Raw genomic sequence first — 16,062 nt, forward strand, 5'->3', positions numbered from 1 at the left:
CCAAATATCCGCGCTGGGCCGCCTCAATTCCTTGCATACACCCAGTCTTAAGGACCACTGCGCGAAGTCCAGCAGGCGCGCCTTAAACCACCCAAATTGTTCAGCGCAGTCCTAGGCGGTGCCGCTGACGGTGGCGTCCGCGCCCTCGGGACATGCCCTCCCCTGCGCGCTACCACTGGACATATGCCCACTATGTCCAGTGCCGGCGGCCACGAATGGGCATGTCCCCCGGGGCAGCCGGCGGGCGGAACCGGGCCGCTATGCCTTCGGCGGAACATCACAGCGAGGCTGACGGTTGTAGCCCCATCTGTGACGCCAGCCGCTTCGCTTCCAGGGCCGTTTTGGTGGAGGATTTTGCAGCCAACGCCGCAACCGCCAACGTGAATTCCGCCGGGACGGATTCCGGTGTCCGCTGTCCGGCAGGAATGGCGTCCCATAGTTCTGTGCAGGTGGCCAGCAGCTCCGGCATCCCTGCCGGGAGCTTCTGCTGTCCTCCTGACGCCATCACCAAGGCCGTCAACGCGGGCCAGACGCAGTCCAGATGGCCCTCGTATGCCACCAGCGCCAGGGTCCGTACCAGCCGGCCGAGCGGCTGACCGTCTGCCTTGCCGCAGTTCCGGGCTGCCGTGGCCAGGTGGTCCGCCGACAGCTGGCGCCGCGCGGCCAGTTCCAGCACCGTTTCAACGGCGCGGTCCCGGTCGTCCTGACGGGGACCGGCGAGCATGGCAACGAACCAATTGTGGGTCAATTGCCCGACTCCTCCGGCCGTTGCCCCTGCCAGGCCATCTGCCCTCAGGCAGACCAGCCCACCGTACACCAGCCTCCGTTCCAACCACATGGCGCCCAGATCGGGCCAGAAAGGCACAACCCCCGAGGCCTCACAGTCAATCCAGTTACCGTGGTATCGGCGCTCGCTGCCACCCCATAACTCTGACGAGAGCAACTCACGGGGGATCGACGGAAACCATTCCAAAGGCACTGGCACTGTGAGCGGAGCGTCCACCGGCGGGGGCCTGAATCCTCCTCCCCGGACCCATTCGCGGAGAATCCGCCCGGCAAGCCGCTCCGGGTCATCCGGACCGTCAAGCGGCGGGACACGCAGCTCAGGGACATCCGCTGCCAGCCTCGCATCCATCGGCCCCAGCCGCAGGAGTGCCTGGAACATGTCGGCTTCCCCATACGCCCAGCCTTCGCGCTCAAAGAGACGCAGCAGGGGCACCAGCCTGTCCAGTTCCACGCGGAAGTTGTCGTAGCTCGGCGTGGCCAGGGAGTACGGCACTGTTCCTGCCTGGACCGCCAGCTCGCTGTGACGGAATATGTGGATAGCGGCCAAAGGACTCGAATCCCGGAACAACTGGACCAGATTCCGGTGGGCGGCCAGGTTGTGCTCCCCTGCCGCCCACATGGCCAGGACGACATTAGGGCTCGGCTCCGCCCAGCACTCCCAGCTCGGCGGCGGCGGCATGTCTCCAGGAATTGGCCCGATGTCAACACGATATCTCCGCCGATACCAGTCCCGCACGTTCTGGGAAACGTGGTAGACGTTACGCAGGAAGTGATCGACATACTGCTCGTCGGCGATGGTATGTTTCCACTGTCGGTTCCAATACGGCAGCCCTTTCCTGGAATCGGCTTCCGGTGCCACATACCGGGGAATTTCCGGCGAGTGCCGGGCTCCAGTTCCCCACAATGATGCCGAAGCAGTTGGCCCCTCTGTGCTGGTGGCCAGAGGGATGTGCAGCCTCGATTCCGCCATGGTCCGGATCTTTAGATCCGAGGATCCTGCCGCCGCCGCCCAGCAGGCGGTGAGGACGGCGTCGTCGTACGTCCCTGACGTCCGCAGGGACTTGAGGTGCCGGACCAGAAGCTCCTGCGGCTTCTTCTCCGTCCTGCCGAACACGGCGACGCCCAGGTCCTGGAGATCGTCAGCATCCAGCGGCGCGTGGAGCAGAAGCCCAAATGCCAGGAAGGACAGGAACCCGGCAGCCGTGGTGACGGTGGACAAGAACAGCGGGATGCTGGCGGCCACCTCCTCAGGACTGGGCGGACACGACTTCAGGACATCGGCCAGCACTCTCTGGCTCGGGAGTCCGTCGTCCCGTGCGAGTGCGGTGCGGAGCTTGCCGAAGACCTCCTCGCTGCGGAAGGTCCCCCTGTCGAGGTACCCGCGGACTGCGGCCCCGACGGTCCACTCTGTCCGCGTTAGCTGCATGGCCAGCGGACCCAGCGCGTCCGGCACCTCAAAGCACCGCAGGAGTGTTTTCGCGGCGGTCACGTCCTGGTCCCACAACTCCAGCAACGATTTCTGCATCCTCGGAAAGACCACCGCGGTTCCGGCGGGACCGATGCGGAATGCCTCGCGGATCCGGCCGCCCGCGAGGTCCCGGTAGTAGAACGCCCAAAGCCGCGGATACGCCTCGAAATCTGCAGTGGAAACTCCAAAGTGCAGAATGAGCGGCAGGCAACAACGGATGACGGTATTGGCCCTCTCTTGTCCCGCTTTTGCGTTCCGGCTGATCGCCGCGGCCACGAAGCGCCGGCACCAGTCGTCGCCTCTTGAAACCAGGACATCCAACAGCATCAGGATGTGAACATCGCTGCTCCATGCCATCTCCCGCCAGGGCAGGAACCTGGCGGCATCGGCAGGTGCACTGACGGCGACGGTGACCATCTCCCTCACCGTTGAGCGGTCGGCAAGGCTGATGCTCTCATGAATCCGCCAGTCCATGTCCTGGGTCAGCAGGGTCCGGCCGCCTTTGGCAAACCATTTCGCCGCCTCGGCGAGCTCATCCGGCGGGGACGCTGTGATGTACTCGGGCAGAGCACTCCGGTCCCCGCTCTTGACGAGCCGGCGCACCTCCTGCACGAGCCGCGGGTCGCCGCGGTTCTCCGGCGCCGTCATGCGTTTTCCCTTCCGTGGCCCGGTGCCGTCTCGAGCCGGACGAGCTGGACGGCGAGCGCATGCTTGCAGGGGCCCCTGGAGCCGCGGAAGTCATACCACCAGGCACAGGTGCACTGGTAGCTTTCGTCCGTGAACGTGACCCGGCGCACCCGCGTTCCGTTTCCAGCCAGGACATCCCAGCGGTCCTCCACCCGGGATACCCCGCCCCGGGCCACGATATCGCGGGCAGCTCGAAGCCTCGGGTGATCCTTGACGACACGGTCCTGGTCCAGCGGCAGCTCCCGGTGGAAATAGGCGTTTTCCAGCAGGTCGAAGCCCACCTTCCCGGAGGCTCCCAACCAGGCCAGCCCCTGGCTGACGCGCTCCGCCTCGAGCCCGGTCCTGGCGCGGAGCGTCTCGGTCGAAATGACCGCCTGCCATCCAAGGAAGTCCAGGACCGTCGTCCCTGCTTCCTTCACGCCAGGGGCGGCGAGCGCGGCCAGGATCCCGCCTTCCCCCGAGAAACCCCGGCCGGCCGCCGGCGAAAGCAGCAGTGTGAAGTCGGCGCCGGGGAGCCGGAACACCCAGCCGCTGGCCCCGTTGTCGTGGCGGAAGACGTCCAGGCGGGTGGCGAATCGGGCGACCCTCTTTGCGGCGGCGAGCCGCCCGGTGCCCGCCAGCGTGACTGTCGAGGCCTTCGGCGTGGCCACTTCGCGCAATCCCCGGGCCGATGGCAGCAGGAAAACCGTGCGCCCCGGCTGCGCGGCCGGGAGTGAGCCCAGGAACTGGCTGATGGCGGAGCCGGAGAGCGTGGCCAGATGCGTCATTCCGGCAGCGATCGCCGGTGTCTCCGCGAAGCCGCGGATCCACCGGTCCGGAAGCTCCACCTTCCGCTCCATATGGCTCTCAACGGGGGTGGAGACCACCAGCTGGTCCCGGCCGACGTCAAGGTGGAGCAGCTCGCTGCGGTGCACGTTGGCGAGCGCGGACCGCAGCGGGCTGTTGATGTCCACGTTGGTGGTGCCGAAGCCGATCTCGCCGCCGTCCAGGCCGCTGCCCAGCAGGTCCGGCCGCGCCTGGACCCCGTTGCAGGCCGAAAACGACTCACAGCGCAGGCGGTCTCCCCCTGCTGTCATGACCGGGTCCATGACATCGCTGAGCCGGAACGCGGCATCGAAGTACCTCGACGCCGCCACGTCGGCGACGGCCAGCAGCGCGCTGGACACCACGTCAGGCCTCGCGGCAAACCCGTGGAAGAAGCTCGGGTTTTCCACCAGTCCTTGAGGGGTGGCGCCCAGACCTGACTCCAGGAGGAGCCGCTTGGCGCCGTGGGCTTCATCAAGTACGGATTCCGCGAGGTAGCCGCTCATACGAGCCCCCGCAGCCGGCGGGTCCGCAACCCGATCGGTCCCCGCGTGGACGGCACATCAGGCACGTCCGGAATTGCTGTTCTCTCCCCCATGTCCGGAAGTATAGACCGCACCCCTGGCCCGACAACAGCCCCGGAACCGCGGAGGGGACTCCCGGTCCGCGGGACATGCCCGGCCCTGTCCGTGGCCAGTGGACATACGAACATCCTGTCCGATGCTCACCGCGAAGAATGAGCATGCTCCGCGGAGCAGGCGCGGAGCGTCGCGGGAACTAGCCGACCGAGCCTGACTCGAGCGCGGCACGGAGCTCCCGGACCGCCGTCGTGCCTCCCGCGAGGAACCAGTCAAGTCCGTTGACCCGCACGACGTCGGCCGCTCCGCCCGCCGCGAGGACGATCGCCTGGCCGGGCAGCCAGTCCCATTCAGGGCAGCTGTGCTGGAACCAGCAGCCCACCGCGCCGTCGGCCACCCGGCCGAGGTCGCAGGATCCGGAGCCGAACATGCGCAGCGACGCTGCGGACGTCGCCGCAGCGTGCCAGGGCATGGCGCACATCGGGTCGGCAAGCCACGTGGGGTGGATGTAGGTGGCGGCGCCGAGTTCGGAAAGCGGGGCGTCGGACCGGCCGCTGCCCCCCGCGTCGCCGTACCGGAAGGTGGTCAGCTGTTCCCCGTTGAGCGTTGCGTGCCGCGACGTCCCGCCGAGCCAGAGCTTGTCCTCCTCCGGCTGGAAGATCGCGCCGAGCAGCACGCCGGAGGAGTCCTTCAGGGCAATGGCGGAGCACCAGTAGGTGGACCCGTGCAGGAAGTTGTAGGTCCCGTCGACAGGGTCGATCACCCAGGTCCGGCCGCTGCTGCCTGTCACGTCGGCGCCTTCTTCCCCCAGGATGCCGTCGTCGGGCCGGCAGCGCCGGAGTTGCTCCAGCACATAGGCCTCCGCGGCGTGATCGGCGGCGGTGACGACGTCGGACACGGATGTTTTCTGCCGGCCCTCCAGCCCCGCCTGCCGCATCAGCAGCGCCAGCGTGCCTGCTTCGCGCACGAGCGCCTCGGCGAGCTGGTAGTCATCCAGCGCGGGGTCGAGCTCCGCGGTGCTGTGCCGGCCAAGCCGGTGTCTGCCAAGTTCATTTCTGCCTAGTTCGGTCACGCGTCCCAGACTATCGGCGCTGCGGGCGTAGTGCACAGACGGACGGCCGACCCGGCGCCGCCAGGAACGGGCTGCGACACACCAGCCCGCTGAGACGGACGATAATAAAGCCATGGCCAAGACACCCGCACAGCGGATCAAGAAACACGGCGCCAATGCGGCCGTTCCCCAGCACCATCTGCCGTCGGTGATCAACCCGAGCACCAGCAGGACGCCGCAGAAGGCGCAGAACAACAGCAATCTGATCGTGATTGCCGGAGTCGTGGCCAGCCTGTTCCTGTTCTGGTACGTCCATCTGCTCACGCTGAACCAGCTCACGCAGTTGTCCGGCGGCCTGGCCATGCCGGATTCGCTGATCGGCGGCTTCGACCAGGGCTATGTCGAGCACCTGCGCGCCGCAATGGACGGGGACGCCCGCGGGCAGCTCAATTACGTCCACAAGACCGCTGGAATGCTCTTCCCGCTGATCTTCGGCTTCAGCTGGCTGCTGCTGATCGGGACGAACGTGGCCCGGAAGCCGCTGCGCTGGGCGCTCTGGGCGGTGCCGATGCTTTTTGCCGTAGTGCGGCTATGGGGCAACGGGGCCATCGACGCGATGATGTCCGCGGACACGGTCGACGGCGGGCAGGTAGCCTTGGCGTCCGGGCTCACCCTCGCCGGTTGGGTGCTGCTGGTGCTGAGCCTGGTGGCCGGCGGCGCCGCGGTGCTCCTCGGCCGGAAGCGTGCCTCCTCCGCCGCTCCATCCACGGGACATGCCCAGCCCTAGGCCCGGCCGTTGGACATAATCCCGATATGTCCATCCCCGGACCACTACGGAGGGCATGCCCACGAGGATCCTGCGCGGTGTCAGGACCCGGCGGCCAGGAACTCCCGCGCCTGGTCTGCACGCTGCGGGGCGCCGGCCGCCTCGAAATGATCCGCGGCCTTCAGCAGGTGCTCACGGGCAGCAGCCTGGTTTCCTGCGGCCGCGTTTGCCCGGCCCAGCAGCAGGTATGCCTCGCCGAGTATCTGGGGCGACGTCTTGTCCTCGTCTGCGCAAACTTGTTCGAGTAACTCGATCGCGGCTGCGGGGTCGCCGGCCAGGGAACTCCAGTGGGCGCGGTTCAACTTGATCAGCAGGAAGTCGTTTGCGCTTCCCCCGATGACATCCGTCGCCAGTTCCGCCCGTTCAATGCACCGCAGGGTGTCGGCGTCGGCAACGTCGGCAGCGAGCCGCATGGCCGCCGAAGCCTTGTTGAACTTTGCCCACACATCCAGGTTTCTCGCCGGCGAAAAGGTCGCGGCCGCGAGCTCGTGATAGTTCAGCCCCTGCCGTACGTCATTGCAGAGAAAGGCAACGTTTCCGATCACCCAGTACGCCTTCCCCACCAACTGGTCATCAACTTCGGCGGAAATCACGTCCGCCAGGGCCAGGCATTCCGCCCAGGCTTCGTCAAGCCGGCCGGTATCCGCCAGCGCGGCGATGAGAGCCTGCCTCGCCAAAACATTTGTCTCCACGTCCGGATCGTCTGACACCAGCTCCACGGCTGCCCGGGCGGCGTCGGCGGCCTGTTCCAATTGGCCTGCCCCTTGCTTGGCCTTGGCCAGCAGAATATAGGTCCGCGCCTGGTCGTGGCGTTCGGACGTCCCGCGCAGATTGACCAGTCCGATGGCCAGATCAGCACATTTGTCAAAGTCCTCCGCGTCCAGGAGATTTTCCGCCTGGAAAAACGTCATGTTCCACCACGAGTCCATATCACCATCACTGCGTGCGATATCCGCGGCTGCCTTCGCGCTCCTGGCGGCCTCGTCGAAATCGTGATCGGCCCGGTTTTTCCGTGCCTGCAGCTCGGCGGCGACATACGACGGCGAAACGAAGTTTTGTTGCATGGCTCAATTATCCGTTGCCGCCGCAGTGAAATTGAACAAAACCGGAAAGCAAGACGGCGCCATCTTTCTGCAAGAGCTGCGCGGGTGCGCGCAACTAACACATGGAACGGACCTCCGCGACAGATTGTTACACCACGGCATATCGGATGCCCCTATACTGAGCCTGCATCACATGAGCCACATCCGCCCCCTACGTATCAGGAGTTCTAAATGAAGAAAACCCTCGCTACACTCCTCGTCGCCGGCGCGCTGGCGGCGGCAGGCCTTTCCGCCTCGGCTGCAGTCTCGGCAAGCAGTGACAACTCCGGACAGGGCTCCATCGAAGCCGTCAACTGGTGGCCGAACTCCACTCCGAAGAAGTAACTTCAGAAGCAATAACGGACGGCGGGGATCGGATAGCGATCCGATACCCGCCGTTTTTGTGCCCAGCCGGCCGCCGTGCCGGCCGCCCGGCGGCCGCCCGGCGGCTGCCCTGCCGCCGTCGTGCCGGAAAGCGGTACCGGCAACCGATCAGAAAAGGCTAGTGCTGCCCTGAGCCTGACCGGCTGACCAGGGCCGCGAGGTCTGCCGGGGGCATGGGGCGGCCGAAGTAGTAGCCCTGGCCGCTGGCACAGCCCAATTCCGCGAGCACCGCCGCCTGCTCGGCCGTCTCGATGCCTTCGGCAACTGCCGTGAGGCCGCAGGCATGGATGAGGTGCAGCACCGCGGCAACGAAACTTCCGTGCTCCTCGTCGGACCCGAGGCCGTCGATCAGGCTCTTGTCGATCTTGACCACGTTCACGGGCAGCTTCCGCAGGTAGCTGATGGAGGAGTACCCCGTGCCGAAGTCGTCGATTTCGAGCTTCACGCCGAGGCGGCGCAGCCCGCTCAGCGAGTATTGGTCCACGTCCCCGCCGTTGACCGCCATGGATTCCGTCAGCTCCACAACGAGGTTTGAGGCATCCACGCCCGTCTCGGTCAGGATGTCACGCACGTGCTCGATCAGGTCCAGGCTCTGCAGCTCTGTCGTTGAGATGTTGATGCGGACGTTGAAGCCGCTGTCCACCTGCAACTCCTGCTGCCAGTCCCGCAACTGGCGGACCGCATGGCGCAAGACCCAATGGCCCAGGTCCACGATCATCCCGGTCTCCTCGGCCAGCGGAATGAACTGGTCAGGCATCAGGAGCCCGCGTACGGGGTGGTTCCACCGCACCAGCGCTTCGACGCCTTCAATCCTGCCCGTCGCGAGTGCCACCACCGGCTGGTAGTACAGGGTCAGCTGGTCCGTGCGGATTGCTTCGCGCATTTCGGTGACCATGACGCTCTGGAGCCGGCGCGCATACAGCAGCGCCGGCTCGAACACCTTGATGCTGCTGTGCGGTTGGGCCTTGGCGGCATACATGGCCGTGTCGGCCTCCATCACCAGGTCCTCCGCGGTCTGGCCCTGTTCCGCGACCCGCAGGCCGATGCTGGCGCCGCAGGTGACGCGCAGGTCCCCGACGTCCAGGCTCTCGCCGAGGGCCTTGAGGATTCTGTTGGCCACGCGCCGGGCCCGGACCAGGTTCGACTTGGGCAGCATGACGGCGAACTCGTCGCCGCCGAGCCGCGCGACGGTGTCCGTCTCGCGGACGGCCGCCTGAAGCCGCCGGGCGATCATGCGCAGGACGTCGTCACCGGCACTGTGTCCCAGCGTGTCATTGATGCCCTTGAACGAATCAAGATCGAGGATCAGGAGGGCGGGGGGCATTTCGCCGCGGGACGTCTCCGCCAGAGCATGGCTGAGTGCCGCATTTAGTGCCGTCCTGTTGGCCAGCTGGGTCAGCGGGTCCGTCAGCGCCATCCGCTCGAGTTCCACCTGGGCTTCGCGCAGCATGGCGGTGCGGCGCTCGACCCGGTCCTCGAGCTCCTGGTAGATGGTCTGCAGGTCGTCCGCCATCAGGTTGATGCCGGTTATGACGGCCGCGACGTCGTCCCGGGCCTCCGAGAGCGGGATCCTCGTGGTCAGGTCCCCCCCGGCGATCCGGACGATGCCCTCCACGAGTGCATGGAGCCGGGGGTCCGGCGGCTCACTCGTCACGCGCGTACTGCCTGAGCCACATGACGGCGTCCGACTCGGAGGTGAAGAATTGTGCCGGGATCGTCTCGATTTTCGACCGCAGGAGGTAATGGGCGATGACCCGGTCCACCGGGCTCTCGCCCACGAGGGCAAAGGCGGAGACGGCAATCGAGGAGGTATAGGTGTGCCGGGCCTCGACGCTGACGCCCACGACGCCGGTGATGACCAGCAGCACCGGCAGGCGCCGCCCCTGGGCGAGGGAGCGGACCGCGGCGCCCGCGGCACGCGCCTGCGGCCCCTCGATCACTTGGTGCGGCGGAAGCGTGACCTTGATGATGCCCCGGTCAGTCATCCGGACCTCGATCGGGTCTCCCGCGTCAGGTTCAGGGGCGGCCAGCTTTTCAACCGGTTCGTCCTCGGGGTTTCGTTCGTCGGGCCCGGCCAGGGCTTCAACGGTCAACGGACGGCATTTCGACGGCGGCGGCCCGCTGATGCGCGGACGTCCCGGTTCACCGGCCCGGTGATGCCAGCGTCGTAACCGGCAACCGACACTCCCAGGGCCGTGGGAATACCCATCCGGCCGAGGATGATTTTGCGTCGGGAAGGACGCGGATGAACGGTCGACAGCTGTTCGAAACGCTTCTCCGCACGCCATAGGCGGCCCCGCACGGCACCTTTTTGCCCAGCGGAGACGCTTCCTGCGTCAAGGCGCGGCAAGACAAACTGATCAGGCATGAGTCCCCATAGGCTGCAAAGTCGGCGTGTCGGCGTGCGGCAATGTCGAATCGTGCACGACCCGCCGGAATGTTCCGGCGAGTGCCCTTATGATAATGCAAGGTCAGGCCGGTACCGGGCATGGGACACACCGGCAATTACCTGCGCTGATCCGGATGGCCGGCGCGTGCCTGGCAGTTCGAACTTCCGGACATCAGGGGCCCTGTGCCCCAAAGATTCCCAGGCCGCACATTACCTGTGGTCCGCCTCAGGCTCCCGCGCCGGCACCTTCCCCGCCTTTGAGCTCCCCGCCGCAGAACTCCGATGCCCGGCCTTCTGCGCCTCCTGGACAAGGTGCACCCTCCGCGCAGCGCGTTCCTGCCGGACGCGCTGCGCCACGACCAGGCCTGCCGCGCCCACGCCGATGGTGATGGGGTATCCCATCAGCCGCTCCAGGGTTCCAGGCTCGGGCACGTGCAGGCCGGTCACCGCGCCCGTCACGAGCGCCCCGAAGGACACCACACCGCACGCCAGGATCAGCCAGCCCAGCGGTGTCTGCCGGAACCAGAGCGAGCCCAGCAGCAACAACGCCACGGCTCCGCCCGCGAAGTACGCCACGGCGCCCACGAGATGCCAGACGGAGCCCGCGTCCTCGGGCACGAGCCCCACCAGGACGGTGCCGGCGCCGGCCGCAAACGTGAGGGACCGGACAGCCGCCGCGGCCCCGCGCGCCCGTCGGGCCGGTCCCGGGGTAAGCCGCGGCCGGGCCGCCGTGCACAGCAGCACGGAGCCGAGGAGCAGGGCCCCCACCGCCATGCCCAGGCCCTGGACCACGAACGAGGCATTCATGAGCAGGTGGGCCGGCGAGCACACATCCCGGCCGTCGAACCCGCCGCACGCCACGGCGCCGAGGTCGCTGATCAATCCGTCCCGGCGGCTGTACGGCCCGCGCCCGGCCCAGGCGCCGATCACGGCGGTCTCCGCCACGAAATACTGCAGCACGCTCAGCTTCGCGAGGGCGCCGACATAGAACCTGGTGGACGCCACATCCGGGAACTGGACGGCGTGGTTGCTGAGAGCGGTTGCTGCGGCTGCCATGCCATGAGCGTAGTACGCGTCCGCACCTTGTATGCTTATACCCGTGTCCGAAGGGGCCGGCCCCGGTCGGCCGCCCGGACGCCCGCCCTCGTAGCTCAGTGGATAGAGCACGGCTCTCCTAAAGCCGGTGTCGTTGGTTCGATTCCAATCGAGGGCACTTGAATCCGCCTGCCCCGGACGCCGGTCCGGACTTCGATCTCCGCGCCTACCTGCTGGGCGCCTGGAGCGTGGACCGCACCCTGCTGGACCGCGCCACCGGCACCCGCGGAACCTTCACCGGCGTCGTGCGCTTTACCGCGGTGGACGACGGCGGCGGGCTCAGCTTCCACGAAGAGGGAACCGTCCGCTTGACCGCCACTGCCATGGACGGCGAGCCCTTTACCGGCCCGGCGAGCCGGAACTATCTGTTCAACCGCACGGAATCTCCGGATGCGATGGACGTGGCCTTTCCCGACGGCCGGCCGTTCCACCGCATGAGTTTCAGGCCAGACGCCAGCCAGGACCAGCACTGGTGTGAGCCGGACACCTACCGGGTCACGTACACGCTTCACGGCCCGGACCACTTCAGCTATGCCTGGGACGTGCGGGGACCGGGCAAAGACCAGCTCCTGGAATCGGTGCTGCGGCGGCTGGACCCCGCCGGTTAGGCTCATGAGAGTGAATCCCCTCATCATCGTCTCCGCCGTCTGCGTCTTCGACGACGCCGGCCGCCTCCTGACCGTCCGCAAACGGGGCACGGACAAGTTCATGAACCCCGGCGGCAAGCCCGAGGCGGGCGAAACCGCCGCCGAGACGGCCTCCCGGGAGCTGGAGGAAGAGGTGGGGATCGTGCTGGCCCCCGGGAAGCTGGAGCTCCTGGGCATCTGGCTGGCGGACGCCGCGAATGAGGACGCAACCCTGATCGAGGCCACCGTTTTCACGGCCCCGGGGGCCTGGAGCGCCCGGCCGGCGGCCGAGATCGCCGAAATCCGCTGGCTGGACCTGGCCGCAGAGCTGCCGGACGACCTCGCCCCGCTGCTCACAGCCCACGTGCTGCCGGCACTGTCCGCCGGCCCGGACCAGGCGCGGGCGGCGGCCCGATTCGGGTGCGCGCAAATTCCCTGACGCCGCCGGAATACCGGCCGCGCCAGGGAAGTGTCGCATCGAGGAGCATTTTGCGCCTCCCCGACGCCTCCTGCTAGAGCCCCGGCACGGCCTCCTCGGCGACCTTGGTGGCCTCGGCAAACTGCGTCCGGTACAGCTCCGCGTAGCGGCCGGCCGCGGCGAGGAGCTCGGTGTGGGTGCCCCGCTCCACGATGGAGCCGTCCTCCACCACCAGGATCACGTCGGCCGCGCGGATGGTGGAGAGCCGGTGGGCAATCACGACGGCGGTGCGCCCCTGCAGCGCGGCGCCGAGCGCCTCCTGCACCGCGGCTTCATTCGTGGAGTCCAGTGCGGCGGTGGCCTCGTCCAGGATCACCACCCGGGGCTGGGCGATGAGCAGCCGTGCGATGGTCAGGCGCTGGCGTTCGCCGCCGGAGAGGCGGTAGCCGCGCTCCCCCACCACCGTGTCCAGTCCGTCCGGCAGGGACCGGACCATCTCCTCGAGACGGGCCTGGCGCAGCACGTCCCACATCTGCCCGTCGGTGGCTTCCGGGCGGGCCAGGCGCAGGTTGGAGGCGATGGACTCGTGGAACAGGTGCCCGTCCTGCGTCACCATGCCCAGGGTCTGGCGCATGGAATCGAAGGTGAGGTCGCGGACGTCCACGCCGGTGCCGGGCGCCGTGCCGCCGAAGCGGACGGCGCCGGAATCGACGTCGTACAGCCGCGACAGCAGCTGCGCGATGGTGGACTTGCCGGCCCCCGAGGACCCCACCAGGGCAACGGTCTGGCCTGGCTCCACCCGGAAGCTGATGCCGTGCAGCACCTCCTCGCCGCCCCGGGTATCCAGGGTGGACACGTCCTCCAGCGAGGCCAGCGACACCTTGTCCGCCGAGGGGTAGGCGAAGCGGACGTCGTCGAACTCCACGGACAGCGGGCCGAGCGGCGATGCCACGGCGTCGGGCTTCTGCACGATGAGGGGCTTGAGGTCCAGGATCTCGAAGACCCGCTCGAAGCTGACCAGGGCGCTCATGATTTCCACCCGGGCGTTGGAGAGCGCCGTGAGCGGCGCATAGAGCCGGGTGAGCAGCAGCGCCAGCACGACGACGTCGCCGGCGGCGAGCTGGCCGCCGAGCGCCAGCCACCCGCCCAGGCCGTAGACGAGCGCCAGCGCCAGCGCCGAGACGAGCGTCAGGGCCGTCACGAAGGTGAACTGGAGCATGGCCGTGCGCACGCCGATGTCCCGCACCCGGCCGGCACGCAGGGCGAACTCCCGGGATTCCTCATCCGGGCGGCCGAAGAGCTTCACCAGGGTGGCGCCCGGGGCGGAGAACCGCTCCGTCATCTGGGTGCCCATCGCGGCGTTGTGTCCGGCGGCTTCGCGGCGGAGGTCGGCCAGTTTGGAGCCCATCCGGCGGGCGGGAATCAGGAAGATCGGCAGCAGGACCATGGCCAGCACGGTGACGAGCCAGGATTTGTTCAGCATCACCGCCAGGGTCAGGGCGAGGGCCACGACGTTGCTGACCACGCCCGACAGCGTCCCGGCGAAGGCCGACTGCGCGCCGATCACGTCATTGTTCAGCCGGCTGACCAGCGCCCCGGTCCGGGTGCGGGTGAAGAACGCGATCGGCATCTTCTGCACGTGGTCGAACACCTTGGTGCGCAGGTCCACGATCACACCCTCACCGATCGTGGAGGACATCCAGCGGGTCACGAGGCCGATCCCGGCCTCGGCTACTGCCACCGCGGCTATCAGCAGCGCCAGCCGGATCACGGTGTCCGTGCCGGCGCCCGCAATGATCGCATCCACCACCTGCCCGGCGAGGACCGGGGTGGCCACCGCCAGCACGGCCATCACGATGGACAGCAGCACGAAGGCGGTCAGCTTGCGCCGGTGGGGCCGGGCAAAGCTGAACACGCGCTTGAGCGTCTCCTTCGAGAACGGCTTGGAGCCGCTCGAGGCGCGGGTGATGTTGTAGAGGGAGCTCCAGGCTACCCGGTCCATGCTCATTTGGTGTTGCCTTTCGGGGCATCGGCGTGCAGTTCGCTGACGACGCCGTCCGAGACGTTCCAGCGCACATCCAGGCGCACGTTTTCCAGCAGCCGGCGGTCGTGGCTGACGAGCAGCAGCGCGCCGTCGTAGCTTTCGAGGGCCTCCTCAAGCTGCTCGATCGCGGGCAGGTCAAGATGGTTGGTGGGTTCGTCCAGGACGAGCAGGTTCACGCCGCGCGCCTGCAGCAGCGCGAGGGCGGCCCTTGTCCGCTCCCCCGGGGACAGCGAGTCCACCGGGCGGGACGTGTGGTCCGCCTTCAGGCCGAACTTGGCCAGCAGGGTCCGGACTTCCGCGGGGGTGAGGTCCGTCAGCACTGCCTCGACGGCGTCCCCGAGCAACAGGCCGCCGGCGAGCAGCCCGCGGGCCTGGTCGATCTCCCCGACGGCTACCGAGGGGCCCATCGACGCGTCGCCGGAGTCGGGCTGCTGCACGCCGAGCAGGAGCCGGAGCAGGGTGGACTTGCCGGCACCGTTGGGGCCGGTGATGCCGATCCGCTCGCCGGCGTTCAGCTGCAGGTTCACCGGCCCCAGGGTGAAGCCGCCCTGATGCACGACGGCGTCCCGGAGGGTGGCCACCACGGCGCTGGAACGCGGCGCGGCCCCGATGCTGAACTGCAGCTGCCATTCCTTCCGGGGCTCTTCCACGACGTCCAGGCGGGCGATCCGGGACTCCATCTGGCGGACCTTCTGGGCCTGCTTTTCGGAGGATTCGGTGCTGGCCGCGCGCCGGATCTTGTCATTGTCCGGGCTCTTCTTCATGGCGTTCCGGACGCCCTGCGAGCTCCACTCGCGCTGGGTGCGGGCCCGGGAGACGAGGTCCGCCTTGGTGGCGGCGAAGTCCTCGAACCGCTCCCGGGCGTGGCGGCGGGCGACGGCGCGTTCCTCCAGGAATGCCTCATAGCCGCCGTCGTACACCGCGACCGCGTTCTGGGCGAGGTCCAGTTCCACGATGGTGGTCACGCAGCGGGCGAGGAACTCGCGGTCGTGCGAGACCAGGACGACGCCGCCGCGCAGGCCCTGCACGAAGGCCTCGAGCCTGGCGAGGCCTTCGAGATCGAGGTCGTTGGTGGGTTCGTCCAGCAGCACGATGTCGAAGCGGCTCAGCAGCAGGGCCGCGAGCGCCACCCGGGCGGCCTGGCCGCCCGAGAGCCCCGTCATCTCCGCGTCCGGGCCCACCTCGAGGCCAAGGTCGGCCAGGACCGGCGGGACCCGCTCCTGAAGATCCGCGGCGCCGGACGCCATCCAGCGGTCGAAGGCCAGCGAGTAGGCGTCATCGGAGCCCGGAGCGCCCAGTCCCAGGGCTTCGGCGGTGGACTCCATGTCTGCGGTGGCCTCGGCGCAGCCGGTGCGCCGCGCGATGTAGGCGGCCACCGTTTCACCGGCGATCCGCTCGTGCTCCTGCGGCAGCCAGCCGACGAAGGCGTCTGCCGGGGCGAGGCTGACGGTGCCGGCCTGCGGCTCGTGGACGCCGGCGAGGAGGCGGAGCAGGGTGGATTTTCCTGCACCGTTGGCACCCACGACGCCGACGACGTCGCCGGGAGCAACGGTCAGGGAGAGCTGGGAGAAGAGTGTGCGGTGATCGTGACCACCGGAAAGGTCCTTGGCAACAAGGGTTGCAGTCATTAGTCAATCCTCTCACCCTGGCCGGAGCGGGCTGTCCACAGTCGAAAACGGCCGATTTCCGTCGGGGCATGAAAGAACCCGCCGGTCCGGACTTGGGGGGTGTACGGACCAGCGGGTTCGACCACTTAGCATAGTTGCATCAGACCTCTACGTAAAATCGCTGCGACGGGAACCGCTGCGCGCCTGTCCACGGGCA

At 67.9% G+C, this 16,062-nt stretch carries 13 protein-coding genes and 1 tRNA gene; 5 read left to right on the forward strand and 9 right to left on the reverse strand.

All coding sequences use genetic code 11. The features are described 5' to 3' along the window. Positions 1–277: 277 nt before the first annotated feature. The 3 genes from J9611_RS08835 to J9611_RS08845 all read right to left on the reverse strand — a co-directional run bounded on the left by J9611_RS08835 (position 278) and on the right by J9611_RS08845 (position 5,320). Positions 278–2,902, reverse strand: coding sequence for a hypothetical protein (locus J9611_RS08835; protein ID WP_211879421.1), 2,625 nt, complete (start codon positions 2,900–2,902; stop codon positions 278–280). Beyond that, positions 2,899–4,251, reverse strand: a complete 1,353-nt coding sequence (locus J9611_RS08840) for an SWIM zinc finger family protein (protein WP_211879422.1) — start codon at positions 4,249–4,251, stop codon at positions 2,899–2,901. Before J9611_RS08840 ends, J9611_RS08835 begins: the two co-directional genes overlap by 4 nt. Positions 4,252–4,522: 271 nt before the next feature. Next, positions 4,523–5,320 carry an inositol monophosphatase family protein gene (locus J9611_RS08845; RefSeq protein WP_246527581.1) on the reverse strand — a complete coding sequence of 266 codons (798 nt, stop codon included), beginning with the start codon at positions 5,318–5,320 and terminating at the stop codon, positions 4,523–4,525. Positions 5,321–5,507: 187 nt separating this feature from the next. Between J9611_RS08845 and J9611_RS08850 the strand changes: the two genes are divergently transcribed. Next, positions 5,508–6,161: a hypothetical protein gene (locus tag J9611_RS08850; RefSeq protein ID WP_211879424.1), complete on the forward strand. Its 654-nt coding sequence runs from the start codon at positions 5,508–5,510 to the stop codon at positions 6,159–6,161. A gap of 80 nt (positions 6,162–6,241) precedes the next feature. Here the strand turns inward: J9611_RS08850 and J9611_RS08855 are convergent, their stop codons facing one another. After that, positions 6,242–7,264: a hypothetical protein gene (locus J9611_RS08855; RefSeq protein WP_211879425.1), complete on the reverse strand. Its 1,023-nt coding sequence runs from the start codon at positions 7,262–7,264 to the stop codon at positions 6,242–6,244. A 210-nt stretch (positions 7,265–7,474) separates the two neighbouring features. Here J9611_RS08855 and J9611_RS08860 point away from each other — a divergent pair, with 210 nt between their 5' ends. After that, complete coding sequence (locus J9611_RS08860) at positions 7,475–7,627, forward strand: hypothetical protein (RefSeq protein ID WP_211879426.1); 153 nt, start codon at positions 7,475–7,477, stop codon at positions 7,625–7,627. Between the two features lie 157 nt (positions 7,628–7,784). Here the strand turns inward: J9611_RS08860 and J9611_RS08865 are convergent, their stop codons facing one another. The 3 genes from J9611_RS08865 to J9611_RS08875 all read right to left on the reverse strand — a co-directional run bounded on the left by J9611_RS08865 (position 7,785) and on the right by J9611_RS08875 (position 11,111). Continuing rightward, complete coding sequence (locus J9611_RS08865; protein ID WP_211879427.1) at positions 7,785–9,320, reverse strand: putative bifunctional diguanylate cyclase/phosphodiesterase; 1,536 nt, start codon at positions 9,318–9,320, stop codon at positions 7,785–7,787. Further along, positions 9,310–9,759, reverse strand: coding sequence for a DUF7793 family protein (locus tag J9611_RS08870; protein ID WP_211879428.1), 450 nt, complete (start codon positions 9,757–9,759; stop codon positions 9,310–9,312). The genes J9611_RS08865 and J9611_RS08870 overlap by 11 nt, the downstream gene beginning before the upstream one ends. A 506-nt stretch (positions 9,760–10,265) precedes the next feature. Beyond that, positions 10,266–11,111 (reverse strand): DUF998 domain-containing protein, encoded by an 846-nt coding sequence (locus J9611_RS08875; RefSeq protein WP_211879429.1) that lies wholly within the window; start codon positions 11,109–11,111, stop codon positions 10,266–10,268. An 84-nt stretch (positions 11,112–11,195) separates the two neighbouring features. Between J9611_RS08875 and J9611_RS08880 the strand changes: the two genes are divergently transcribed. The 3 genes from J9611_RS08880 (at position 11,196) to J9611_RS08890 (ending at position 12,215) form a co-directional block, all read left to right on the forward strand. Next, positions 11,196–11,268: transfer RNA gene (locus J9611_RS08880), tRNA-Arg, on the forward strand. A gap of 1 nt (position 11,269) precedes the next feature. Further along, on the forward strand, positions 11,270–11,758 hold the full coding sequence (locus J9611_RS08885) for a DUF6314 family protein (protein WP_211879430.1): 489 nt from the start codon (positions 11,270–11,272) through the stop codon (positions 11,756–11,758). A 10-nt stretch (positions 11,759–11,768) separates the two neighbouring features. Then, a complete protein-coding gene (locus J9611_RS08890; RefSeq protein ID WP_211879431.1) occupies positions 11,769–12,215 on the forward strand; it encodes an NUDIX hydrolase in 447 nt (148 codons plus the stop codon). A gap of 73 nt (positions 12,216–12,288) precedes the next feature. On the opposite strand, the gene J9611_RS08895 is transcribed toward J9611_RS08890, so the two are convergent. Beyond that, positions 12,289–14,202, reverse strand: coding sequence for an ABC transporter ATP-binding protein (locus tag J9611_RS08895; protein ID WP_211879433.1), 1,914 nt, complete (start codon positions 14,200–14,202; stop codon positions 12,289–12,291). Beyond that, a complete protein-coding gene (locus J9611_RS08900) occupies positions 14,199–15,866 on the reverse strand; it encodes an ABC-F family ATP-binding cassette domain-containing protein (RefSeq protein WP_211879435.1) in 1,668 nt (555 codons plus the stop codon). Before J9611_RS08900 ends, J9611_RS08895 begins: the two co-directional genes overlap by 4 nt. Positions 15,867–16,062 lie beyond the last annotated feature (196 nt).

Source organism: Pseudarthrobacter albicanus (genome assembly GCF_018224015.1).
Lineage (GTDB): Bacteria > Actinomycetota > Actinomycetes > Actinomycetales > Micrococcaceae > Arthrobacter > Arthrobacter albicanus.

Bases quoted from the DNA above. Each gene is read 5' to 3' on its own strand.
- J9611_RS08840 (WP_211879422.1), bottom strand. From the start codon at position 4,251: ATGAGCGGCTACCTCGCGGAATCCGTACTTGATGAAGCCCACGGCGCC.
- J9611_RS08835 (WP_211879421.1), bottom strand. From the start codon at position 2,902: ATGACGGCGCCGGAGAACCGCGGCGACCCGCGGCTCGTGCAGGAGGTG.
- J9611_RS08855 (WP_211879425.1), bottom strand. From the start codon at position 7,264: ATGCAACAAAACTTCGTTTCGCCGTCGTATGTCGCCGCCGAGCTGCAG.
- J9611_RS08860 (WP_211879426.1), top strand. From the start codon at position 7,475: ATGAAGAAAACCCTCGCTACACTCCTCGTCGCCGGCGCGCTGGCGGCG.
- J9611_RS08850 (WP_211879424.1), top strand. From the start codon at position 5,508: ATGGCCAAGACACCCGCACAGCGGATCAAGAAACACGGCGCCAATGCG.
- J9611_RS08900 (WP_211879435.1), bottom strand. From the start codon at position 15,866: ATGACTGCAACCCTTGTTGCCAAGGACCTTTCCGGTGGTCACGATCAC.
- J9611_RS08895 (WP_211879433.1), bottom strand. From the start codon at position 14,202: ATGAGCATGGACCGGGTAGCCTGGAGCTCCCTCTACAACATCACCCGC.
- J9611_RS08875 (WP_211879429.1), bottom strand. From the start codon at position 11,111: ATGGCAGCCGCAGCAACCGCTCTCAGCAACCACGCCGTCCAGTTCCCG.